We start from the raw sequence: 23,096 nt of genomic DNA, 5'->3' as shown, positions 1-23,096 counted from the left end.
CATGCCGCTCATACTGGAAAACCTTGAAAAGATGTACGGCGATCGCCTCCTATTCCGGTCTCAGCACTGTGGCATTGGTGCTGGAGACAAGGTCGGTATCATTGGCCCCAACGGAAGCGGCAAGACGACGCTCCTTCGCATCCTGTCCGGAGCTGATGATGAGTATGCCGGAACGGTCCTGATCACCGGTGGGGACAGTCTCTGCTTCATCGATGCTGTTCCCGTCGACCCCGAGCGTACTGCCCGCCAGATTGTCGCTGAGCCTTTCGAGCATCTCCGTGTTCAGGATGCACGCATCCGCGAACTGGAACGCCTTCTTTCCACAACTCTTGAGACCGATCACTATCTCGTCGAGCTCGCCCGGCAAACCGAGCAGTTTGAGGCACACGGCGGCTACGACTACATCGTCAACATGAACAAGGCGCTCTCCAGCCTCGGTTTCGCCTCAGAGGACCTTGAGCGCTTTGCGGGAACGATGAGTGCCGGAGAGGTCTCACGGCTGCGTCTGTCGCGCCTAGTCAGTGACACCAAGAACATCTGGCTGCTGGATGAGCCTACCAACTACCTGGATATTCCCGGCGTGCAGTGGCTCGAGCGCCAGCTCAAGGGGTTGCAGGCCACGGTCCTGGTGGCATCGCACGACGCCTGGTTTCTGGACCAGGTCTGCAACAAACTGTTGGTTATCGAAAACGGGACACTGCGCCCGTTCAGCGGAGGGTACACCGACTACGTCCGCGTCAGGGACGCTGAAGCCGCCGACCGCGCCGAGCATGATGCCGAGCTCAAGCAGGAGATCGAACGGATTCGGCAGTACGTCGAGAAGTACAGGTATGGGACACGCGCAAGCCAGGCTGCCTCACGCGAAAAAGCAATGGAACGTCTCAAGGCAAAGGTTCAGGTTGAACCCTCCTCACCGCGCAAGCGCGTCCACGTGCGGTTGCGCAACACGGGAGAGAGTGGAGAGATCGCACTGCGCCTCGAGCACGTCAGCAAGTCATATGGCGACCGTGCTATTCTCAGCAGAGCAAACGTCACGATCCTCTCTCGCCAACATGTCGCCATCCTTGGCCGCAACGGGGCCGGAAAGTCGACACTGCTGGGCATAGCGATGGGGCAGATCGTTCCGGAGGGTGGCGACATCTACTGGGGACCAAGCGTACGGTACTCCTTCTTCCCTCAGAACTACACGCTCTTCGAGAAAGAGACGGCAATGGAGTGGATCATGGCCCGCCGCCCGCAGATGATCATCTCGGAGGTCAAGGCCCTGTTGGGCAGTTTTGGTTTCTCCGCCGACCAGATGGACCAGCAGACCGGAGCGATGAGCAGTGGAGAGAAGCAGCGTCTGCTATTGGCACTGCTTTCCACTGAAACGGCCAACATGATCATCCTTGACGAGCCAACAAACTACCTGGACATCCAGACACGGGAATCTCTCGCTTCGACGCTCCGAGCGTTCGAGGGGACAGTCCTGTTCGTATCGCACGACCGGACATTCATCGATGCTGTCGCCGACCGTGTCGTCTTTATCGAGCGGGGCAACGTGTCGGTGCTGGAGGGAAACTACTCGGCAAACCGGCAGGAACTCTTCAACGATCATGCCGGCCGCACCCCGCCGTCTGGTCGTGCGAATGTCCAAGATAATACCAAGTCCACACGGACGTCACACAACAGGCTCGTGGCCCTCGAAGCTCGCGTACGGCTTCTCGAGCGCCAGATTGGCGAGATCGAACAGGAACAGGCTGATCTCACCCGGACACTGCAGGAAGAAGGACCTGCCATGCAGGGAAGCGATATCACATCCCTGTCGGTGCATATCCACGAACTGCAGGTACGACGGGACGAGTTGTTCGAGGAGCTGGCAATGGCGGAAGAGCAGTTGTTACAGGCCTCGGCGTCGTGATTCGATTTCCTGGAGCAGCTCCTCGCGGGACGTGAATCCCCACCGCTCCAGCAATTCCTCTGAGAGGTCGTATAGGAGAGTCTTCTTCAGATAGTCCCGTTTCGTCGTCAGGAGTTTGCGTTCGAGGAGCGATACCAGAGCCTTGTCGCTCGTGACTCCACGAAGCTGCAGAATCTCTTTGCGTGTCAGCGGCCCCTTCGTAATGATGAGGGCGAGAACCTCCATGCCCTGTCTGGAAAGGCCAACCTTGGGTCTGGGCTGAGGTGGCTCAGGCGTCAGCTTGTCCGGAACCGAGAAGCAGTACTTCTGGCCGTCCTGGACGAGACGGACGCCACGATTCGCGTAGTCAGCCTGCAGGCTCTCCAGAAGACGCCGGGTCGCCTGGCAACTCTGTCCCGCCCGGCGCGCCAGATAGCGGACGCCCACGGGCCCCTCAGCCGCAAACAGGATCGCCTCGAGTCGCTGCTTTGCGGCCTGAAGCTCCAGCCCCGTAATGAATTCCTGACTCTCTGCGCGCTCAGTCATCCGGTTTCCCCACGTACTTGACGGCAATACCCTTGAACCGGCTCTGCTGAGCGATGTGGAGGACCCCCATCTTGGTAAGGATGAGAATCGCGAGAAAGCTCAATACCACGCGCTCTCGGGAGTCGGATGAGTCGAAGATGTCCTCAAACAGCATAGTCCCCCTTTCCTGCAGCAGTGCGCGAAGCTCCCGCATGACCTGCTGGAGGCTCAGATAGACCGGTCGCTGGTTCTCGCTCGTGACGGGCTTGCGCGCCGCGACGCGTTCAACAATGCGGGCAAGTGCCTCAAGTAAGGCGTCCGACACCTCATCACCCGTCTGCTCCTCCGCTGGAGTCGGCGTCGTACGGACATTCGGCCTCTTGTATGGGGCTCTGCCGGCGTTTACTTCCTGAAGGACCTCGATGATGGGCCTGGCGTACAACCCCGCCTCATCCAGCGCCCTGATGCCTTCGAGCAAGGATTTCTCCTGCGAGGCCGCATGCCCGAAGAGGACGAACTCGCTCTTCAGTTTGAGAAGATCGGCCAGCATGTAGACGAGCTCGGCATGCTCCTCGACTCCGGCGTCGCGCCGAATGGTCATGCTGCAGAAGTCCACCAAGCGCTCCACGACCACGTCAGCGACGTCAGCATGCCCAGCCCGTCCAAGGAGTCTCAGGTTGTTCACAGAATCCGTCAGGCCCGGCACGTTCAGATCCCCATGGCCTCCCTGACCATGCGCACGGTCTCTGCTGCGACTACTGAAGCCCTCTCGTGGCCTTCTGCCAGAATGCGGTCGACCGACCGAGGATCCGCGGCAAAGGCGGTCCGGCGCTCCTGAAACCCGACCAGCCGCTCCGAGACCATCGCTGCGACGGAGCGTTTGTGGGCGACACAGCCAAGACAGCCCTGCTCACACTGGATCCTGGCTTCTGGCGCGGTGTCTGGCTGAAACAGCTTGTGGTACTGATAGATGACACAGCCGGCTTCTGGGTGACCGGGGTCATCCTTGCGCGCCTTCAAGGGGTCCGTGTAGGCGGTCATCATGCGTTTCGCGGTCACTTCCGGCGGGTCGGAGACTACGATGTCGTTGCCGAGAGACTTGCTCATCCTGCGTCCGTCGAGCCCTGGCAGCCTCTGAAATTCGTTGAGGATAGGCTGAGGCTCTGGGAAAAGGTCGACGTGATACGTGTGGTTGAAGGTACGCACCAGTTCACGAGCGAATTCGAGGTGTGGGACCTGGTCCTTGCCAACGGGCACTGCTTCCGCACGGTACACCATGATGTCCGAGGCCATCAGGACCGGATAGCTCAGCAGGCCAAGGTTCACGTTGTCCTTGAGGTCCATGTCCCGGATCATCTCCTTGACGGTCGGGTTTCGTTCAACCCACGAAACGGGAGTGATCATCGCTAGAAGCGTGAACAGATAAGCATGTTCCGGCACGTCGGACTGGCAGAAGATGGCAGATTTCTGTGGGTCGAGCCCCGCTCCCAGCCAGTCGAGGACCATCTCGCGTCGGTACTCACGAATCGAACCGCTCTCATTCCACTTGGTGGTCAGCGCGTGCATGTCCGCGACCATGAAATAGCAGTCATATTCATCCTGCAGTTTCACGTAGCTCGCGAGCACACCCAGGTAATGACCAAGATGGAGTTTGCCGGTGGGACGCATGCCACTCAGAATACGCTTTTTCATGGGCACCTCACAGCCTCAGGAGAGTATACAGAATGAAGTTTAGAACCTTGGACATCACAACGGTGATGACGTTGAACCAGAGGAGGGCGAGCAGGATGACCGTCCCGTACAGGTCGACCGCGCGGTCGTACAGAAACCGTTCCGGTCTCTTGAAGAAGAGCGCGAAAAAAGCCTTGGAGCCGTCAAGCGGGGGGATGGGGAGCAGGTTGAACAGGCCGAGGCCCAGCGAGACCACGACGAGAGCCTCCAAGACCTCATACACGTAGGGGAGCCGCGTGACTATCGCCGGCGAACTCCTCACGAGCAGCAGGAGCAGGTAGGCAACGACGGCCGTGGCAAAGTTGGAGGCCGGTCCAGCCAGAGAGACAAGGACAGTATCGCGACGAGGGTGTTTGAATGCCGCGAAATCGATCATCACGGGGCGTGCCCAGCCAACATGGAACAGCAGGAGAGCGATGGTTCCAAGCGGGTCCAGGTGACGCAGGGGGTTCAGGCTGAGGCGCCCTGTCTCGACGGGAGTCGTGTCCCCAAGTTTCCATGCCGTCCAGGCATGGAAGTACTCATGGATCGTAATAACGACAAGGAGGACTGGCACATACACGATCCCGTACTGAATCCAGTTCTGAATGTTGCCGTGGATGTAGTTCAAGAATCCCTGCATATCTTCTGTCCTTTCTCAATCATGCGCCGGTTCTGCCGGCTGGTGTCATGGAGTCATAGTAGCCGGGTTTCCACCTTACGCAATCGCTTGGCAACCAGCGATTCTTCATTGCGGCTGCCCACTTTCTTGCTACAATCAACGCATGCTCAAGATGCGCGTGCGATACAGTAAGGAAGAAGAGGCCTGCTTGCTTTCACACCACGAGGTCCAGGCGGCCCTGGTGCGGTGGCTGCGCCGCAGCGACCTGCCTCTGGTCTACAGCGAAGGATTCAATCAGCGCGTCCGGATCGAAACCGGCATCCCTACGGGCGTCGGCATGGTCAGCCTTCAGGAATATGTGGACGTGTTCCTCGACACCTATTCGCCCGTCGCCGACCGCGCGAATGCACTGGAGCGCACGGCGCCCCCCGGCCTCAGGTTCCTGGCCGCGGTCGACATCCCTCTCACGGCCCCGTCTCTCATGGGACAGCCTATGATCCTCCGCTACGAATACACGTGGGCACACCGGGCGGACACCGATGCCGAGCAGATGAAGGCCGATATGACGTCGTTCCTTGCCCTGCCAATGTTGATGGTCGAGAGGGAGAACAGCAAGTCTCGTGTGCCGAAAGACATTCGCAAGTACGTTCTCACCGCACAGATCTCGACGCGGACCCCCTTGCGTGCCCACGTCGGCGTCTTCTTCGACCAGTCGGGAACAATCCGCATGGACGAGGTCATCAAGTACATCTTTGGCCTCGATGCGAAGGTCGCGCCCATGCCGGTCATCACGCGCCAGAGCGTGCTGCTCAATATGAGCGGCGTCTTTGTCGACCCCATGGACGTCGCGGCACAGACCGTCCCCCCTCATCGACCGAAAAGCAGTCACCACGACTGAGAAGCAGCGACGACAAAAGCTCCCCGGGCTGACCGGGGAGCTTTCCATTTCTCACACATACAGTCCGGACTAATCGCCGTAGTCGTCTTCCTCGCGTCCAAACCGCTTCCGCTCCTTGAAATCGAGGAGTCTCTTGCGAATTCGCAGGGACTTGGGCGTGACCTCCAGCAATTCGTCCTCGTTGATATAGTCGAGAAACTGGTCGAGAGCGAACTGGACTGGCGGGTCGATCTTTGTGGAGATCTCTGATGTGGAGGACCGCATGTTGCTGAGGTGTTTCTCTTTTGTCGGATTCACCTTCAGATCGTGATCGCGCATGGTCTCGCCGACGATCTGACCAGCATACACCTTCTCCGCAGGCGCAACAAACAGCTTGCCGCGGTCCTGGATATGCGCTATAGCATAGGCTGAAACGGATCCGGTATGATCTGAGACCAGGACGCCGTTCCTGCGGCCGCCGATCTTGCCTGCCCACTCCAGATATCCCAAGTATGTATGGGTCATGACGCCGTTGCCCTTGGTCGAACTCAGGAACTCGGACCGGAAGCCAAACAAGCCACGCAGAGGAATCGTGTAGCTGAGACGGACGTAGGCTCCCTTGAGGTCCAGCATCTTCTCCATAGTCCCGCGCCGTTCACCCAGCATGTTGATGACGGTTCCCTGGTACTCCTTGGGAACGTCGAGTACGAGGGTCTCATACGGCTCGAGGACCTTGCCGCCCTTCTTCTCGGTGATGACCTGCGGCATCGAGACCTGAAACTCATAGCCTTCGCGGCGTATCTGTTCGATGAGGATCGCCAGCTGGAGTTCGCCTCGCCCCGCAACGGTGAACCGATCGGGCAGATCACCCCAGTCGACAGCGATGGAGACATTGGTGCGCAGCTCTTTCTCGATACGCTCGCGCAGCTTGTTGGAGGTCACGAACTTGCCCTCCGTACCTCCAAATGGACTGTCGTTGACCATAAACATCATCGAGACCGTCGGCGGCTCGATTGTCAGCATGTTCAGCTTCACCGGACGCTCCGGGTCGGTGACCGAGTCCCCGATCGTGACAGCCGGAATTCCTGCGAACGCGAAGATCTCGCCCGCCTCCACACTGGGGACTTCCTTGCGCTCCAACCCCTCGAAGATGAAGAGCTTGAGGACCTGGCCCAAGTACTCGTTGTCGCCGTCGGAGAACACCTTGACCTTGTCTCCGGTCTTCAGTCGTCCCCCGAACATCCGTCCGATGCCAAGACGGCCAATATAGTCGTCATGTGTGATGTTCGTGACCAGGACCGACAGAGGACTCGCGGCGTCATACTCCGGAGCAGGGACCTTCTTGAGCATCAGCTGGAACAGTGGCGTCAGGTCTTGCGGTGGATCGTTGAGGTCCATCGTTGCTTTGCCGTCGCGGCCCGAAGCATAGACAACCGGAAAATCCAGCTGCTCTTCGGTTGCGTCGAGTTCGACGAACAAGTCGAAGGTCTCGTTGATGACTTCCTGGATACGGGCATCCTGCCGGTCGATCTTGTTGATAACTACGATCGGCCTGAGATTGAGCTCGAGAGCCTTCTTGAGCACGAACCGTGTCTGCGGCATCGGCCCCTCGGAGGCGTCAACCAAGAGCAGAACCCCATCCACCATCCTCAGGACGCGCTCCACTTCGCCACCAAAGTCCGAGTGGCCAGGTGTGTCGACGATGTTGATCTTGACACCTTTCCACACCAGCGACATGTTCTTGGAGATAATGGTGATGCCGCGCTCCCGCTCGAGGTCCCCCGAGTCGAGGATGCACTCGCCCATCTGGTCGATATTGCGGAACAGTTTGCACTGCCGCATCATCGCGTCGACCAGCGTCGTCTTTCCGTGGTCGACGTGTGCAATGATGCCTATGTTACGGAGATCGTTTCTGCGCACTCAAGCACTCCCTTCAAACAAGCATGGTTGGAGACCGGTAATGGCCTCAAACTATTATTATACCCTTGTTCTCAGGCGTTCAATGCACCGAGTGCGATGGAGTAGAACTTGGAATCTTCAGAATCTCCCCTGCTGGTCAGGATGCATGGTGCTGTGGTCCCGGTCACCATTGCCGCCGTCTCGGCTTTCGCAAACCAGACAATTGCCTTATAGAGGACGTTTCCGCTGTCGATACCGGGTACGATGAGGATATCTGCATCACCACGGACCCGTCCCTTGAAACCCTTGATGTCACTGACCTCAGGAAACAGCGCGAGGTCCACCGAAATAGGCCCCTCGGCCAGGACGTTACCAAATTGCTTACGCACCGCCATGCCTGTCAGAATAGCCGCTTCCTGGCTGCTCGGGAACTTCAGCACACTCTCGCTGGCCGACAGGAAGGCGATCTTGGGCGTTTCGACGCGCAGGCTGTTCGCAACACGGATGGCATATTTTGTGATGGCGACCTTCTGCTGGAGCGTCGGCAGTGGAATCACAGCCGCATCGGACATGACCAGCAGCCGGGGGTAGTCGGGGATCTCGAACACGGCAACATGCGACAGGAGGCCGCCCTCGGGCAGCAGTCCCGTCTCCTTGTCCAGAATCCCCCGCATATAGTTGTCCGTATGAGCCAGACCCTTCATCAACATATGCGCGCTTCCCTCACGGACCAGCTTCACGGCTGCTTTGACCGATGGCATCTCACCCTCGACGTCTATGATCTCAAAGAGCTTGGCATCGACGCCGCACTCGGCCGCAATTGCTATGATTGTTCGTTTCCCGCCAACGACCACGGCGTCGACGATACCTTCCTTGACGGCACGTTCTACAGCCTGCAGCGTATGAGCGTCTTCGCCATACGCAACGGCCATCCGCTTGCGCGGCAGACCTTTCACGGCTGCTGGAATGTCAGACAGGTGTGTCATGGGCGTCATAGTCCCTCCTAGTAGTAGGCTACGATGCCCAGTGCCACGGACATCAGCTTAGTCTGTCCATCGTCGGCACGCGACGGCACCAGGACGGGCTTGCGCGCACCAATGGTCACATGTGCCGAGGTGAATCCAGCAAAATATGTCATGGACTTGCCCAGCAGGTTGCCTGCCTCGATATCCGGCACAATGAGAATATCGGCCACGCCGGCGACCTCACCGCCAACCCCCTTGATGCTCGCAGCCTGTGGCGAAATAGCGTTGTCCAGCGCCAGCGGCCCGTCAACAACACATCCCTTGATCTGTCCACGTTCGCACATGCGCGCAATGATGGCGGCGTCCTCTGTACATGGCATTTTCTCCGTAACCGTCTCCACGGCCGCCAGAACCGCCACCTTCGGGTTCTCATAGCCGAGACGGTGATATACACCGACAGTGTTCTTGATACTCTCCACCTTCTCATCCAGCGTTGGAGCAACGAGGATGCCACCGTCCACGACCGCCAGCAATGAGTGGCGCATGCGCGTGTCCTCATAAATCGTGCACTCGGACATCACGTTGCTCGCCCGGATACCCGTGTCCTTGTCCAGCACGGCATGAAGCAACTGCGCTGTTTGCACCCCACCCTTCAGAAGGACATCCACCCGGTCATCGTGCGCCAGTTGCACGGCAATCCTGCACGCCTGCACAGGGTCGCCCGCAGCGACGACTTCATACTCGTCGGCGGACGCCCCGGCTTGCTGTAACAGCGCCGCTATACGGTCAGGCTGACCCACAAGAACCAGCGCTGCTATGCCGGCTTGCTGCGCCAGAATGGCGGCGTGCAAAGATACTTCTTCAGGAAACACGACCGCCAGCTTCCTGCGGCCGCGCTTCTTCGCCTCTTCAAGCACCTCAGCGAACGTCCTGATCTCCATGGGTCCCTCCTATTCGTATGTTTTTTCCGTCTCGATACCTTGTCTGAGGCGCAGGTACGCGTCGTTAAGCGCTTCCAGTTCATTCTCGCCGGGGATGACCTCGACTGGCGCAATGAATTCCACACGCTCGCGGATCCATTGCATCAGCATCGAGCTCTTGGCCAGTCCGCCGGTCAACACGATGACATCGACGTCCCCTTCCAGTACTGTCGCCATGGCACCGATCTCCTTGGCGATCTGATACGCCATCCCTTCGTAGACCGTCGCTGCTTCCTGGTCGCCCGCAGCAATCCGGGCTTCGACCTCACGTGCGTCGTTTGTGCCGAGATACGACACGAGCCCGCCCATGCGCGTCAACCGCTTGACGACCTCACCCTCGGTCGCCCCTTCCTCAAAGCACAGGCGCACCAGCGATACCGCGGGGACCAACCCAGCGCGTTCGGGGGAATATGGCCCCTGCTCGTTGGCATTGTTGACGTCCACGATGCGTCCGTGGCGCAGGGGCGCGATGGAGATGCCTCCGCCCAGATGTGCCACGATCATGTTCATCTCCTTCAAGGCCTTGCCGTGGGCCTTCGCGACGTTGTAGGCAACCTTCCGGATGTTGAGCGCATGGCCCAGTGAACGCCGCGGAAGTTCCTTGAGACCGGAGATGCGGGCCATGTCCTCGAACTCGTCAACCGACACAGGGTCAGCAATATAACAGGGCACATCCGTGCCTTCCAGCAGGCAATGAGCGATCAATGCTCCCAGATTGGACGCATGTTGCGCAATGCGGGCTTCGAAGCAGTCGAGCAGCATGCGGTCATTGACAACATAGGTGCCCGCGGCTACGGGATGCAGGACACCGCCACGTGCCATAACGGCTTCGAGTTGTTCTGCCTGCACACCGTGACGCACCAGAAAATCCCCCACAGTCTGTACGCGCATCTCCAACTGGTCCGAAATCCTGGCAAACGGCGCCAGTTCCACAGCGGAATAGTCCAGGGACTCCTCCGCGACGAGTACGGTCCCTTCGTACAACGCTACTTTTGTAGACGTGGAACCAGGATTGATCACGAGAATCATATGGGGCACCTCTTGCATGAATGACTAGGGAAACAAAAACTCGCGAGCGTTGGCCAGAGCGACCTCGGACACCTGGTCGCCTGACACCATCCGCGCCAGCTCCCGGACACGCTCCTCGCCCGTGACGCGGTGCACTTCCACTGTGGTGGCCTCCTGGCTCTGCTCCTTGGAGATGACGAGGTGCGTTCCAGCCCTGGCCGCGATGGTGGGCAGATGGGTGATGACGATGACCTGGCGATGCATGCCAAGGCTGCTTAGCTTGCCGGCAACTGCAAGCCCCGTTTCGCCACCGATGCCGGCATCCACCTCGTCGAACACCATGGTAGGAATCTGGTCGGTCTCGGCGAACACCGTCTTAAGCGCGAGCATGACGCGCGAAAGCTCTCCGCCGGATGCGATCTCTCTGAGAGGACGCAATCCCTCCCCCGGGTTGGGAGCAATAAGAAACTCGACCACGTCCAGACCCGTCTCAGATGCCTTGAAACGCTCATCCCCGACAGCGATACCCTGCTCGTCGACGCTCTGCTCGATGGAACAGACGAACCGGGCATTGGACATGGCCAGCTCAGCAAGCTGTGCCTCGACCTTGCGCGCAAGGATAGGTCCCCCCTGCTTGCGTTGCGCCGTCAGTGACGCGCCGATGGTCGAAAGCTCGATCTCCAGCTGCGCTATGTGGCCACGCATGCCGGCCTCATCGCCCGCCCGCTCGTGGCGTTCATGCAGCTTGCGGTCACACTCCGTCCAAAAAGCAAGCAGACCGTCGAGGTTCTTGTGATACTTCTCCTCGAGTCTGGCGATAGCGTCCAGCCGCTCCGTCACCTGCGCCAGTCGCGCGTCATCCAACTCAAGCCTGCTGAGATAGTCGCCCAGAGCCGACCCGGCTTCCTTGAGACTCGCCTGCGCTCCGTCCAGCAGGGATCCCACATCGTTCAGCCGGGGGTCGATCGAGCACAGGGCATCGATGGTGTGGTGCAGTTTGCCGACCTGCCGCACGATCCCTTCGCTGTCCCGGGATTCGTCTCCGACAAGGGCGGCTGACGCCCCACCCAATTGCTCCTGCAGCTCACGGACGTTCTCCAGAAGCCGCTGTTCTGCGATGAGCAGGCTGTCCTCTCCTGCCCTCACCTGCGCACGTTCAAGCTCTTCCGACGCGAACTCCAGATAGGCGGTCTCAGTGTCCCATTCTGCCCGGCGCGTCTCCATCAGTTCCAGTTCACGGCATGCGCCGCGTAACTCTGCGAGCCTCGTTCCAAAGAGTTCCCGCTCAGACTGGGTGTCATGTCCCAGAAAAGAGTCCAGCAGCTGGATATGATTGTCACGTACCAGCAACGACTGTGGCTCATGCTGCCCATGGACGTCCACAAGATGCTCGCCGAGCAGTCTAAGTGTACTGATGGGCACGATGCGCCCGTTGATGCGATACTTGTGCCTGCCGGTGCGGTCCACCTCGCGGGTTATCACGACGGTCATATCGTCGTCCGTCACGAGGTCGCCCAGCATATCCCGCAGCGGACACGCACGCGGAAGCGCGAACTCGGCATCCAGTCTCAGGCTGTCCGCCCCCTCGCTGATGAAGTCACTCGTCAGCTTGCCCCCCAGCACTGCGCTGATTGCTCGCACGAGGATAGTCTTGCCCGCTCCCGTCTCGCCCGTGATGACATTCAACCCGTCATCGAATGACACGTGAACATCGTGCGCGATAGCCAGATTGTGGATGTCCAGTTCCAGCAGCATTGTCAGCCACCCCAGTGAAACTTGGCACCGAGGACCTTGTAAAAGTTCTTCTCGCGCAGCCGGATGATAGCAACATCCTGGGGGTGTCTCTTCACGCATACCGTGTCAAAGCTATGGATGTCGCCGATATGCTCTCCGTCACGCATGAAGGCCGCCTTGTCTCGCGACGGCTTTACCTTGAGGGTGATCTCACTGCCTGCCGATATGACCAGAGGCCTCGACGTGAAGTTGTGTGGCGCAAGAGCAGTAAGTACAAGTGCTTCGACCGTAGGGTCCAGGATAGGGCCTCCGGCGGACAGCGAATACCCTGTCGAACCGCTAGGTGTGCACACCATGATGCCGTCTGCCGTGATCTGCCCTGCGCGCACGCCACCAATGAAGACCTCGAACGTAAGGATCTTGCCCGTTAGGTCCCGGACCACCAGAATCTCGTTGATGGCTGTTGTATTGAGGATTTCCTGGCCCTCGCGCACGATGCGAGCCTCGAGGACGAGACGGTGCTCCACCGCGTACGTATGCGCGAGGACAGCGTCAAGCGACGCATAGACCTCGTTCTCTTCGACGTCCGTGAGAAAACCGAGCGAGCCCAGGTTGATACCGAGGACGGGCATACCCAGTTGGGTACTGAGCCGCGCGGCGCGCAGGAAGGTCCCGTCGCCCCCCAGGCTCAGAATGAAAGAACCGTCCGCCGCTCCGGACGGGAGAGTGGACAGGTCATCCATCGAGGTCACGGTGACAACCTCGACCCCCTTGCCAGTCAGGTACGGCCGAATCTCGCCCTCGAGTTCACGCGCATCCTTCGAGTCCCCGCGGCAGTAGACGATGCTCTTCATCACAATGTACAGTGTACGACGGATGCGCGAGGCTTCAAGCCGTTACCGCCTGTCTGCCCCGGCCAGCAGGGCATGCGCCGCGCACGCCAACCCCTCTGCGTCGAGCTGATAGGTGCTCAGGAGGTGTGCACGCTTGTCCTGAACAGGGAACGCGTCGGGAACACCACACCGTCCGATGCACGAGATGTTCATACCGGAACGCACGAGCGCTCCGACGACTGCGTCGTAGACGCCCGTGGAACGCGTCGTCTCTTCAGCAAGCAACACTGCCCGACAGGTGCCGGCCAGTCGTGTGAGGAGACCGGTGTCCAGCGGCTGGGCAAAACGGAGGTCCGCAACACACGCCTGGACTCCATCGCCTGCAAGGATCTTCCGGGCTTCCAGAGCCGACCGAAGCACCGGCCCCAGCGAGACAATGGCAACATCACGCCCGTCGGCGACCATGACACCGGTCCCGGGAACTATGGGAGGGCGCTCGCCAAGCTGTTCACTGAGATCATAGGCGGCGTCCTTGGGATACCGGATGGCAAACGGGCCCTTGGCCGCGGCTGACAGTTCCAGCATGCGCACCAGGTCCGCCCGGTCGCCCGGGGAACATACGGTCATGCCGGGAACGCTCTTCAGAAAACCGACGTCGAAGACGCCCTGATGGGTCGGTCCGTCATCGCTGACCAGTCCAGCCCGGTCGACCGCGAACCGCACAGGCAAACCGCCGATGCCGACATCGTGGACGATCTGATCGTACGCCCGCTGGAGGAACGTCGAATAGACTGCGACGTACGGTTTGTAGCCTCGACTGGCCAGCGATGCCGCCATGCCGACAGCATGCTGCTCGGCAATGCCGACATCATAACAGCGCTCGGGAAACCGCCTGGCGAACTCGGCAAGACCGGTGCCATCCATCATCGCAGCCGTGATGGCGACGATGCGGGGGTCTGTCTCCGCAAGCCGTATCAGCGTCTCGCCAAATACGTCGGAGTAGGTCGCAATGGATTTCTCCTGCTTGCTCAGCCCATTCTCGATGAGGAACGGCGCGACGCCATGGAAATAAGCCGGTTGTCGTTCGGCCAGCTCATATCCCTTGCCCTTGACGGTCAGGACCTGCAGGACGACAGGCTGCTGGATGTCCTTGACCATGTCGATCGCTTCGATGAGTTTGCCGATGTCATGTCCATCCACCACCCCGAAATACCGGAAACCCAGTTCCTCGAAGAAGATCGTGGGGAGGTACAGCCGTTTGACCAGGGTTCTCAGCCAGAGCAGCCCACGCCCCACCAGCGGAGACTCGCGCGCGCGCAGGTACCATGCACGCGTCCGCAGCCGGTTGAGTGCCCGCGCCATACCTCCTACGGAACGGGAGATGGACATGTCGTTGTGGTTGAGAATCACGAGACACTGCCCGTGCGCCCGTCCGAGGTTGTTGAGCGCTTCCAGCGCCATACCGCCGGACAAGGCGCCATCACCGATGACCGCGACCACGCGCTGGTTCCCGCCGTCCAGGCGCCGCGCCGCAACAAGGCCCGTTGCTATGGAAAGCGACGTCGAGGCGTGTCCGGCCAGGAATGTGTCATAGGGGGATTCATTGGGATTCACGAACCCGCCGATCCCCCCGCATTGCCGGAGCGTCCTGAACGACTTGTAGCGGCCGGTGAGAAGCTTGTGCGTGTAGCACTGGTGTCCCACATCCCAGACCAGCTGATCCGTCGGCGTATCCAGCGTCATGTGAAGCGCGATCGTCAGCTCGACGACTCCGAGATTCGACGCAAGGTGCCCACCGTTGGTCGAACACGTGTCGAGAATGACCTGCCTGCATTCGGCCGCCAGCGTCCGCAGCTGTGGGATGTCCAGCCCCCGGATGTCGGCAGGAGAGGAGACGTGCTCGAGAATCAACTTCGAGCCTTTTCCGCAAGAAGGTCGACAAGGCCCGTCAGGAAGTCTCCCCCGCTGTCCAGCGCCAGCGCGGACTCACGAGCGCTCGCCAGGTACTGCAATGCCTTCTCCCTGGCGTCAGCGAGCCCCAGCGCGGTCACATAGGTCGCCTTCCGGTTCTTGACGTCCTGGCCGGCTGTCTTGCCGGTCTGCGCTTCGGTCGTACTAGCATCCGCGATGTCGTCCACGATCTGGTACGCCATGCCAAAGCTCTCGCCAAATGAGCGCAGTCTGTCCATGTCAGCCTCACTGGCACAGCCGAAGATGCCTCCAAGCAGCACCGAAGCCTGGATGAGTGCGGCAGTCTTGCTCTTGTGGATATACTCGATGGTGCCCAGCTCGACGTGTTCGTCACTGGAGGTGATGACGTCCATCGCCTGCCCACCGACGAGGCCCTTTACACCCGCCAGAGCGGCCATCGTCCGTACCGCCTCGAGGCACCGCTCGGCACCAAAGGCGCCGACCATCTGCGCGGACGAAAGTTCCTCGAATGCCATAGTCAGCAGTGCATCGGAAGCCAGAAGCGCCATGTCGTCGCCGTGGACCTTGTGCGTCGTAGGCTTGCCGCGTCGCAGGTCGCTGTTGTCCATCGAGGGCAGGTCGTCCTGAATGATGGAGTACGCGTGTACCATTTCGATGGCAGCGAGGACCGGCTTGATGCGCTCCCTGTCGCGGGTGCACGCCTCATAAACGGCAAGACACAGAGCAGGCCGCACACGCTTGCCCGGCGAAAGCAGCGCATAGGACATCGCTGCATGCATGACCGATCCCTGAAGCGGAGCAAGGCAGTCAGCCAGCACTCCGTCGATGTAGTGCGCCTCCTCGTTGAGATGGTCCCTGATGTCCATGTCAGCTCCCTTCCATCTACGCGCAACGATCTGTGATCGTGTAGTCGACGTGGTCTACAGATGAGTAACGGCTCCCTTGCCTGAGCAATTCCACCAAGCGCAAGAGCCGCTGTTCGTCGCCTGATGCGACGATGTGCACAGTCCCATCATCCATGTTGTCGGCTCTGGCGTCGACCCCGAGCTGAACCGCCGTCTGTTCCACGAAGTATCGAAACCCGACTCCCTGCACGATGCCGGACACGTCCGCAACCAGATTCTTCAAGGGCGCCCGCTCAGTCAGTCCCCCGCGCCTCCGACACCACGCAGGACGCCGTTCACGAAACTCCCGGATTCAGCGCCGCCGAACTCTTTGGCAAGTTCAACAGCCTCATTGGCTGCAATAGCGGTCTTGATGGGAGGCTTGCCATATTTCATCTCAAAAACGGCGATCGAAAGAATCACGCGGTCGACGACAGCGACCCTGTCGATGCCCCAGTTCTCCGTGTGTGCGCCCACTTCGGCCAGAATGGCGTCCTGATGGGCCTGGACTCCCTGGATGAGCTTGAGCGCGTACGCCTGCACGAGTGGAGCCTCATGAACATACATATCAAACGTCTGGTCATACGAGACGTTCCCCTGCGCCAGACTGTACAGGACCTGCAGCGCTATCTCGCGTGAGCGCCGGCGGTTCTGAACTCCCTGAGTCGTCGCCATGCGTCAGGCCCGCACGTCGGCGATATGGACGTTGACCTCCTGGATGTGATACGGAGTGGAGGCTTCTACTTCCTTGGCGACAGCGCCCCGCACACTGCCGGCAAGCTTCCGAAGGTCCATCGCAAACCGCCCGACGATGAACACGTCGAGCGTCAGCTCAAGGCCACTCCGCGTAATGCTTACACCGTGAGGCTCGTAACCCTCGCGGTCCCAGAATGGAAAGTGCTCCTTGAGACCCTTCCACATCGATTCCACGCCATCGATGGACAGACAGGCGTGGACGATGAGAGACTCCAGTGCGACGTCAGTAATGAGGACTTTGTCCATAGACTTATTTGACCCTCTCGAGGTACTCTCCGCTGCGCGTGTCGATGCGAACCTTGTCACCTTCATTGACGAACAGCGGAACCATGAGCGAGAATCCGGTCTCGATTTCCGCGGTCTTGTTGGCGCCCGTAGCCGTATCACCCTTGATACCCGGCTCAGTGTGCGTGATAATGGCCTCGATGAACGTGGACAGCTCGACGCTTACCGGTTTCTCCAGGAAGTAGACGACGTCGACCACGATGTTCTCGATGAGGTAGTTGACCGCATCGCCAAGGTCATCCTTGGTCAGGCCGATCTGCTCGTATGTCCCTGAGTCCATGAACGTATAGATGCCATCAGCATCGTACAGGTACTGCATCTTCTTGTGTTCAAGATATGCACTCTTGACCTTCTCATCAGGACGGAAGGTCTGCTCGATGACATTGCCGGTCATGAGATTCTTCATCTTGAGGCGCACAAATGGAGAGCCCTTGCCGGGCTTGATGTGCGTGAACTGAATGACGGAAAATGCCTGACCGTCTATCTCAAACGTAACACCTGTGCGTAGTTCATTGGCAGAAATCAACGTCTAACCTCCTGGTACTCGGCTGTCGATCGCGGCTATTGTACACGCCAACCAGCGTTGCGTCAAGCGTTCACGTCCTCAGCGCCGCCACACTCTGCGGCCCTCAGGGGAGCACCAGTTCCTTGGGCAGCTCGGTCAATGACTCCAACCCGGTCGCTGTCACGATGACCGAGTCCTCGATGCGCATGCCGTAGCGTCCAGGAAGGTAGACCCCCGGTTCACAGGTGACGACCTGCCCTGGTTCGAGCACCGTGTCGGTCCCCTGGGAAAGGCGAGGCACCTCATGAATCTCGAGTCCCACGCCATGTCCCAGCCCATGTGTAAAGTACTGCGCCAGTCCGCTCTCGTCGAGCTTGCCTCTCACGGCAGTGTCGACGGAACGGGAACTCACGCCCGCCTTGATGCAGTCAAGACCAAACTGCTGTGCTCCACGCAGTTTTGCATAGACGTCCAGTACGTCGGCGGGCTGTTCGCCGAGTGCCACGGTCCTGGTGCAATCGCTCATGTAACCCTCGTAGTTAACACCGAAGTCGATGACGATCACGTCGCCGCTCTGAATGACCTTGCCGGAAGCGATCCCATGCGGCAGTGCCCCCCGAGCGCCCGACCCTACGATCGTCGGGAAACTGGTACCTTGGGCGCCCGCCTTGCGCATTTCGTATTCCAGCAGAGCGGCAACGTCGTTCTCGGTCATGCCAGCCTTCAGCTGGCCGATCATCGCGTTGAACGCTTTATCGGCGACACGCCCCGCTGCACGCATGATGCCCAGCTCGCCTGCGTCCTTGACGATGCGCATGCCTTCGACCACACTCTCGGTCGGGACCATGGTCACCGACGGGAACGCGGCGCGCATCTGCTCTGCCTGTACGAAGGAAACGCGTTCCTTCTCGAACCCGAGCCAATGAGCATGGTCTCCGACAAGCAGGTTCGCAATCGACCTGCTGAAGTGCCCAGTATACAGGATGACATCCACCCAGGGGCATTCTTCCTGCGCCTGCGTCGTGAACCGGCCGTCGACGACAAGGTGCATACCGTCATGGAGCGCGAGGAGGTACCCCTCCTCGCCCGTGAAACCAGTAAGATACCGCATGCTGGGCGCCGCAAGCGTGAAAAAGGAGTCCACGTTCGCGCCGGCCATACGCTCCCGCAGCAGTTCAATCCTGCGCTTGTAGTACGAGTTTTCCATGGTTCATCTCCTCGTATTCGTGCTATTCGAATGGATTGGTTTTGCCTGTCTCTGCGGGGATCGGCTGTGGCGTCACAGTCAGGAACGTTTGCCTCGACTTGACCTGCGTGTTCACCAGGACCAGGTTCGCGTGCTGAGCTATTTGGAATACCTGGGGCGAGGGAGGCGTGATAGTCGTTTGCCCCATGCGAGGCAGGAAGTAGAAATTCCAGACGGAGAAGCCGGCCAGCAGGACCACGATGAAGATCCATGTCCCCGCCGAAATCTTGACTCTCGGCTGCTTCCGCGGACGCGGTGCAACCTTCTTTCCCGCCGGAATCGCCTGAACGTTGGTCTTCACCACTGCTTTCTGTGCCATTGCACGCCTCCTATTACTGCTCTTCCGGCTGAGGAGCCGGCGCTACAGGAGCCGGCGCACCGGGGATGTTCGCGTCAGGGCTCAGGACCATCCATGCAGTCATGGAGCAAGTATACGGGTTGCCCTGACCGGGCAGTCCGAGGGTGCCGTGCGAGATGGTCAGGTTCGAGGAGACCATGATGTACTTGAACTTCGTGCGGAGCGTCTCCTGGAACCGTCGCATGGTCGCGTAATCCTTGGCGGTGAAGTTCATGGTGACGCCAACCGTCTTGGCCAGCTTCACCTCCGCCGGCTGAGCGGTGGCACCGCCCTGACTCATCGAGGCGTCCGAAATCTGAATACTGGTATACGTGATGCCGCTGGCCTTGCCGACCGCCTGAAGGTCGAGCAGAAAGCGCGTGTGTTCGTGCTGGTCAAAAACCTTGGGCGTGACCTGTGCCAGCTGGTCGATCCAGACCGAATAGGCCTCGTTTTGTCTCACGAATGCCTCTTGGAGCCGCTGGACCTCCTTGAGCGTGGACAGCTTCGCGTCAGCCTGCGTGACCTGATCGCGCAAGTCCCGGAGCTGGACGAGCTGAGGGCTGAGCCCATAGCGGTAGTAGAAGAAGCAGATGATGCCGAGCAGAAGGATCACGACGACAAGTTTGAACGGAATGTTCCTACCCATTCTTGCCTCCTCCCACCCATGTCAACGTAATGTTCATGGTCGCCTTGGCCTGTGGCCCTTGGACCACCGCACCCGTCGCATAGGGCACCTGGTAGCCGTCGATATGCACATTCTTGAACTTCGGGTCGGCGCTGAGAGCATTGAAGAAGCGCACCAGGTCGACAAACTGACTGCTGCTGACCGAGAGTACGACGGTCCCGGGGAGCACCGTGATGTCCGCCTGGGTCAGGGTGCATGCCTTGGGAAGGTCCTTCGCAAGGTCATCCAGGAGCTGGTTCGTATTGGCCTGCAACTGCACTGCCGTGACGAGGTTGGTTTCCATCGCCATGGATTGCTGGGCGAGTGACCTGTTGAGGTCGAGCAGTTTCTGGTCGCTGTCGAGAGCGGCAATCTGCGTGTTGAGATCGCCCAAATGAGTTGTCGTCTGGGCGACGAGCAGCCTGGCATAGCCATATGATGCGGCGAGCACGACCACGACCGCAACCACGACGAAGATGAGCGTCCTGTCCTCGTGGGTGAGTTGCGTCTGTCTCCGCCTCCGTGCGTGCGGAACAAGGTTGATAGTAATCATCACAGTCCCTCCGAACCAGGGCGATACGTCAGTAGGCTCTGACCCACGTCGACAGGCTTGGCCTGGTGCCGGCCAGAGCGCTTTCCGGCAGCCGTCGCCTCGAACTCCCGGAGCGAAAGGCCGGTAGCCACGCTGAACATGGGAGCCATCTCATTGAGATAGGATTCAGCAAACATGCTTGGGTCATACTTGGCAACATCGAGCAGCAGACGGTTCATCTCGACCGTGAAACCAGTAGACAGTTCGATATAGTCGGCGATACCCTTGAGGTTGGCCGTACCACCCGACAGGATCAGGTGCAGGGGGCGGTCGCTTTCGAACCGTGTCGTATAGTAGTTGAGCGAACGGCGAATCTCAAGGACCAGCTCGTCGATGATGGGCAGGGCTGCGGACGTAGCGCGTTCTGCCTCGGTGCCGGCTTCGAGATTCGCATCCGGGTCCACGTTGACGGACTCCTGCTTCAGCTCTTCTGCACGCTCCGTGTTGATGCCCAGAGCCGACGCGATAGCCTGCGAGATCCGCGCCCCTCCGAATGGGATCATACGCGTGAGCCGGATCATGGACTGATCCGCAACATTAATGGACGTCATGGTCGACCCGATGTTGACCATGACGATCGTCTTTGCGTCCAGATCGGGCCGCTTGTAGGAAACATAGTCCACCAGGCGCAACTCAGCAAAGGGTTCCACCTCGATAAACACCGGCTCCAGCTGCGTCTTGCGGAGGACACCCACGAGAGCGTTGACGATCTCCAGGGGAGCTACGGCGACCAGGCAGTTTGCCTTGATGCCGCCATCGTCAGTCTGCGCCCGAGACAAGACCTGATAGTCAAATACCGCGTCCTCGATGGGATAGGAGATGTGTTTCTCCATCTCCCACTTCACAATGTCCCCCAGCGGCTGGCGGGGGATCTCATCCACGGTGACCTGCTTAACCGTCAGCAGCTGGCCCGAGACCGAAGCCGACACACGCTTGCCCACAAAGGAATGCAGCGAGAGAAGGGAGCCGAGCGCTTCGCTGATGACATCGCCCTTGGCGATCTTCCCCTCTTCGATGGACCCCTCGGGGGTTGGAACAACGCCAAAGTTGACAAGACTCAGTGCATTCTTGTCTCGCTTGAACTGAGCCACCTTGATGGTACTCGATCCAATATCTACTCCAATGATCGGTGTTGCCTTGTTTGCTAGCCCAAACACAGGGTGCCTCCTTATGCGCTCGACCGTCAGATTTCTACCTGTGGAACAGAGTTGTCAGGTACCAGGTGATCAGATCATTTCCCGTAACAGCTGCGACATACGCGCCCACGGCCATAGCGGGACCGAAGGGCATCGAGTCTTTTCCTTTCTTCTTGAAAAACACCATGAGAACAATCCCTACGGACGCCCCGATGATGAAGGCCAGCGCCAGAAAGACGACAGACAGCCGCCAGCCCAGGAACACGCCGAGCATGAGTCCCAGAGTTGCATCACCCCAGCCCATGCCGCCTCTCGAGAACAAAATAATCACTGCGAACAGGCCCGCACCGATCGCCCCTCCCCCTGCAGCTCCCAGCAGACCATGCCATCCTGCCAACACGCCGAAGACCAGACCGATGGCGGTCCCTGGCAACACGACCGTGTCGGGCACGAGACCCGTCTCAAAGTCGATAATCCCGACCGCCAGTGCAAGGACCGTCATGATAGCGAACTTCAGGGCATCGACACTCCACCCCAGACCCCAGCCCAAGCCGACAAACAACAGGCCGGTACACACCTCGGTCCAGAGGTACCGGGCTCCGATCGCCGCATGACAGTACCGGCAACGCCCCCGCAGAAACACATAGCTCCAGACCGGGACAAGGTCGAGGGCACCCAGCTGATGACCACAGGCCGGGCAGACAGACCGCCCTTTGACCCACTGTTCATCACGCGGTATGCGATAGGTGAGGACGCCGACGAAACTCCCCATGAAGGTGCCGGCTATGAAGCAGACGGCAAGATATACCACCTCGGGGAATACGCCCATCAAGCCTGTCACAAGCAATCCATCCTGTCGACACTCCTTTGTGCGCTCAGAACCGCACCATACCATCTCTGAACGCTGCATGTACCTTCCAATCGTCGCTCAGTATAGCACACCTCGCCACTGGTTGTACATAGTTTGGACAACGAGATACAAAATGCAAGACCTGCCCGTGCCCCCGGATATGCAAAAGCCCCCTGAAGAGGGGGAATGACGGAGAAGGCCGGACAGAGCCCGTTATACTTCGAGACTGTAACCCTTCGGGACGGTTCCGTTTCCTCTGAGACTGTTACACCTCAACGCATGGATTCCCGCCTGCGCCGAGAGCACCCCTCGCATTAGAAAGAAATGCTCGGGGGGGGAATGACGGATGAGGACGCCTTCGCGAGAACGACGGAGTTCCACGATATGCAGAGCGGCCGCGAGTACGCGGCCGCTCTGTTATCCGGGCCTGTCCCAACTGGTTTCTACTCTATTGGGGAGGCTTTATAAGTGGCGGCATTTCGCTGGGTACAGCCGGCTTCTCGGGGACCTCAATAGGTGCAGCCGGCTTCTCGATGTACTTCTTCGGATTGCCCTCGAACGTCTCCTTGCACCCCTTGCTGCAGAATCCATAGGTCTTGCCTTCCAACGTGGACGTCTCGACGTCCTCAACCAAAGTGAGAGCCATTCCGCAGACAGGATCTACTTCATTGACGCACAGCGGTTTGTCCATTCCAGCCTCCTCGGCCAATGATACGCCATGGTACGTAGGTTACCGGAATCCGAGGTTTCCTCGGCGACGTTGATCTCCTGCCTCATATTATTTTAGGGAGAAAGGCTTGTTCGTGCAACCCAGATATGGAAAAACCCCCGTGAGGGGGACTGATGGAGAGACATGACCCTGGCAGCGACCTAC

Annotated in this window: 25 protein-coding genes; 2 read left to right on the top strand and 23 right to left on the bottom strand. The window is 59.4% G+C overall.

Going from position 1 to position 23,096, the window contains the following annotated elements; translation table 11 throughout:
- Position 1: 1 nt before the first annotated feature.
- A complete protein-coding gene (locus SMC7_RS02880; RefSeq protein ID WP_119088876.1) occupies positions 2-1,900 on the top strand; it encodes an ABC-F family ATP-binding cassette domain-containing protein in 1,899 nt (632 codons plus the stop codon).
- On the opposite strand, the gene scpB is transcribed toward SMC7_RS02880, so the two are convergent.
- Genes scpB through SMC7_RS02860 form a run of 4 tightly spaced genes read right to left on the bottom strand, consistent with a single transcriptional unit; the run spans position 1,880 to position 4,757 of the window.
- Positions 1,880-2,425: an SMC-Scp complex subunit ScpB gene (gene scpB / locus SMC7_RS02875; protein WP_119088875.1), complete on the bottom strand. Its 546-nt coding sequence runs from the start codon at positions 2,423-2,425 to the stop codon at positions 1,880-1,882. The two genes, SMC7_RS02880 and scpB, sit on opposite strands and share 21 nt — an antisense overlap.
- Entirely contained in the window at positions 2,418-3,110 is a 693-nt protein-coding gene (locus SMC7_RS02870; protein ID WP_119088874.1) for a segregation/condensation protein A, read from the bottom strand. Before SMC7_RS02870 ends, scpB begins: the two co-directional genes overlap by 8 nt.
- Before the next feature lie 2 nt (positions 3,111-3,112).
- A complete protein-coding gene (trpS, locus tag SMC7_RS02865) occupies positions 3,113-4,096 on the bottom strand; it encodes a tryptophan--tRNA ligase (RefSeq protein WP_119088873.1) in 984 nt (327 codons plus the stop codon).
- Between the two features lie 7 nt (positions 4,097-4,103).
- Positions 4,104-4,757, bottom strand: a complete 654-nt coding sequence (locus SMC7_RS02860) for a site-2 protease family protein (protein WP_119088872.1) — start codon at positions 4,755-4,757, stop codon at positions 4,104-4,106.
- 142 nt (positions 4,758-4,899) lie between these two features.
- Between SMC7_RS02860 and SMC7_RS02855 the strand changes: the two genes are divergently transcribed.
- Positions 4,900-5,634 carry a TIGR03936 family radical SAM-associated protein gene (locus tag SMC7_RS02855; RefSeq protein WP_119088871.1) on the top strand — a complete coding sequence of 245 codons (735 nt, stop codon included), beginning with the start codon at positions 4,900-4,902 and terminating at the stop codon, positions 5,632-5,634.
- A 69-nt stretch (positions 5,635-5,703) separates the two neighbouring features.
- Here the strand turns inward: SMC7_RS02855 and typA are convergent, their stop codons facing one another.
- The 19 genes from typA to SMC7_RS02760 form a co-directional block, all read right to left on the bottom strand.
- The gene (typA, locus tag SMC7_RS02850) at positions 5,704-7,533 is read right to left on the bottom strand and encodes a translational GTPase TypA (protein WP_119088870.1); all 1,830 of its coding nucleotides are present in this window, start codon (positions 7,531-7,533) and stop codon (positions 5,704-5,706) included.
- 71 nt (positions 7,534-7,604) lie between these two features.
- The gene (locus tag SMC7_RS02845) at positions 7,605-8,498 is read right to left on the bottom strand and encodes a phosphate acyltransferase (RefSeq protein ID WP_119088886.1); all 894 of its coding nucleotides are present in this window, start codon (positions 8,496-8,498) and stop codon (positions 7,605-7,607) included.
- Positions 8,499-8,515: 17 nt separating this feature from the next.
- A complete protein-coding gene (locus SMC7_RS02840; RefSeq protein ID WP_119088869.1) occupies positions 8,516-9,418 on the bottom strand; it encodes a bifunctional enoyl-CoA hydratase/phosphate acetyltransferase in 903 nt (300 codons plus the stop codon).
- A 9-nt stretch (positions 9,419-9,427) separates the two neighbouring features.
- The gene (buk, locus tag SMC7_RS02835; protein WP_165845088.1) at positions 9,428-10,486 is read right to left on the bottom strand and encodes a butyrate kinase; all 1,059 of its coding nucleotides are present in this window, start codon (positions 10,484-10,486) and stop codon (positions 9,428-9,430) included.
- 24 nt (positions 10,487-10,510) lie between these two features.
- Positions 10,511-12,220: a DNA repair protein RecN gene (recN, locus tag SMC7_RS02830; RefSeq protein ID WP_165845087.1), complete on the bottom strand. Its 1,710-nt coding sequence runs from the start codon at positions 12,218-12,220 to the stop codon at positions 10,511-10,513.
- 2 nt (positions 12,221-12,222) lie between these two features.
- Entirely contained in the window at positions 12,223-13,053 is an 831-nt protein-coding gene (locus tag SMC7_RS02825; protein WP_119088866.1) for an NAD(+)/NADH kinase, read from the bottom strand.
- Positions 13,054-13,095: 42 nt separating this feature from the next.
- Positions 13,096-14,943, bottom strand: coding sequence for a 1-deoxy-D-xylulose-5-phosphate synthase (gene dxs / locus SMC7_RS02820; protein WP_119088865.1), 1,848 nt, complete (start codon positions 14,941-14,943; stop codon positions 13,096-13,098).
- Positions 14,940-15,830, bottom strand: a complete 891-nt coding sequence (locus SMC7_RS02815) for a polyprenyl synthetase family protein (RefSeq protein WP_119088864.1) — start codon at positions 15,828-15,830, stop codon at positions 14,940-14,942. The genes dxs and SMC7_RS02815 overlap by 4 nt, the downstream gene beginning before the upstream one ends.
- 16 nt (positions 15,831-15,846) lie before the next feature.
- Positions 15,847-16,092, bottom strand: a complete 246-nt coding sequence (locus SMC7_RS02810; protein ID WP_119088863.1) for an acylphosphatase — start codon at positions 16,090-16,092, stop codon at positions 15,847-15,849.
- A gap of 14 nt (positions 16,093-16,106) precedes the next feature.
- Entirely contained in the window at positions 16,107-16,523 is a 417-nt protein-coding gene (nusB, locus tag SMC7_RS02805; RefSeq protein ID WP_119088862.1) for a transcription antitermination factor NusB, read from the bottom strand.
- A 3-nt stretch (positions 16,524-16,526) separates the two neighbouring features.
- Positions 16,527-16,850 carry an Asp23/Gls24 family envelope stress response protein gene (locus SMC7_RS02800; RefSeq protein WP_165845086.1) on the bottom strand — a complete coding sequence of 108 codons (324 nt, stop codon included), beginning with the start codon at positions 16,848-16,850 and terminating at the stop codon, positions 16,527-16,529.
- 4 nt (positions 16,851-16,854) lie between these two features.
- The gene (gene efp / locus SMC7_RS02795) at positions 16,855-17,415 is read right to left on the bottom strand and encodes an elongation factor P (protein WP_119088860.1); all 561 of its coding nucleotides are present in this window, start codon (positions 17,413-17,415) and stop codon (positions 16,855-16,857) included.
- Between the two features lie 103 nt (positions 17,416-17,518).
- Complete coding sequence (locus SMC7_RS02790) at positions 17,519-18,601, bottom strand: M24 family metallopeptidase (protein WP_119088859.1); 1,083 nt, start codon at positions 18,599-18,601, stop codon at positions 17,519-17,521.
- A gap of 22 nt (positions 18,602-18,623) precedes the next feature.
- Positions 18,624-18,959, bottom strand: a complete 336-nt coding sequence (locus SMC7_RS02785) for a hypothetical protein (RefSeq protein WP_119088858.1) — start codon at positions 18,957-18,959, stop codon at positions 18,624-18,626.
- A 13-nt stretch (positions 18,960-18,972) separates the two neighbouring features.
- Positions 18,973-19,626, bottom strand: coding sequence for a hypothetical protein (locus tag SMC7_RS02780; RefSeq protein ID WP_119088857.1), 654 nt, complete (start codon positions 19,624-19,626; stop codon positions 18,973-18,975).
- Complete coding sequence (locus SMC7_RS02775; protein ID WP_119088856.1) at positions 19,619-20,197, bottom strand: hypothetical protein; 579 nt, start codon at positions 20,195-20,197, stop codon at positions 19,619-19,621. Before SMC7_RS02775 ends, SMC7_RS02780 begins: the two co-directional genes overlap by 8 nt.
- Complete coding sequence (gene pilM, locus SMC7_RS02770; protein WP_165845085.1) at positions 20,197-21,393, bottom strand: type IV pilus assembly protein PilM; 1,197 nt, start codon at positions 21,391-21,393, stop codon at positions 20,197-20,199. The genes SMC7_RS02775 and pilM overlap by 1 nt, the downstream gene beginning before the upstream one ends.
- A gap of 34 nt (positions 21,394-21,427) precedes the next feature.
- A complete protein-coding gene (locus SMC7_RS02765; RefSeq protein WP_119088854.1) occupies positions 21,428-22,282 on the bottom strand; it encodes a prepilin peptidase in 855 nt (284 codons plus the stop codon).
- Positions 22,283-22,670: 388 nt separating this feature from the next.
- Entirely contained in the window at positions 22,671-22,913 is a 243-nt protein-coding gene (locus tag SMC7_RS02760; protein WP_119088853.1) for a YHS domain-containing protein, read from the bottom strand.
- Positions 22,914-23,096 lie beyond the last annotated feature (183 nt).

This window comes from Candidatus Cryosericum terrychapinii, from assembly GCF_003570925.1.
GTDB classification, from domain to species: Bacteria; Caldisericota; Caldisericia; order Cryosericales; family Cryosericaceae; genus Cryosericum; species Cryosericum terrychapinii.
The sequence above is the reverse complement of the archived record's forward strand: the minus strand, read 5'-3'. Positions and strand labels throughout refer to the sequence as shown.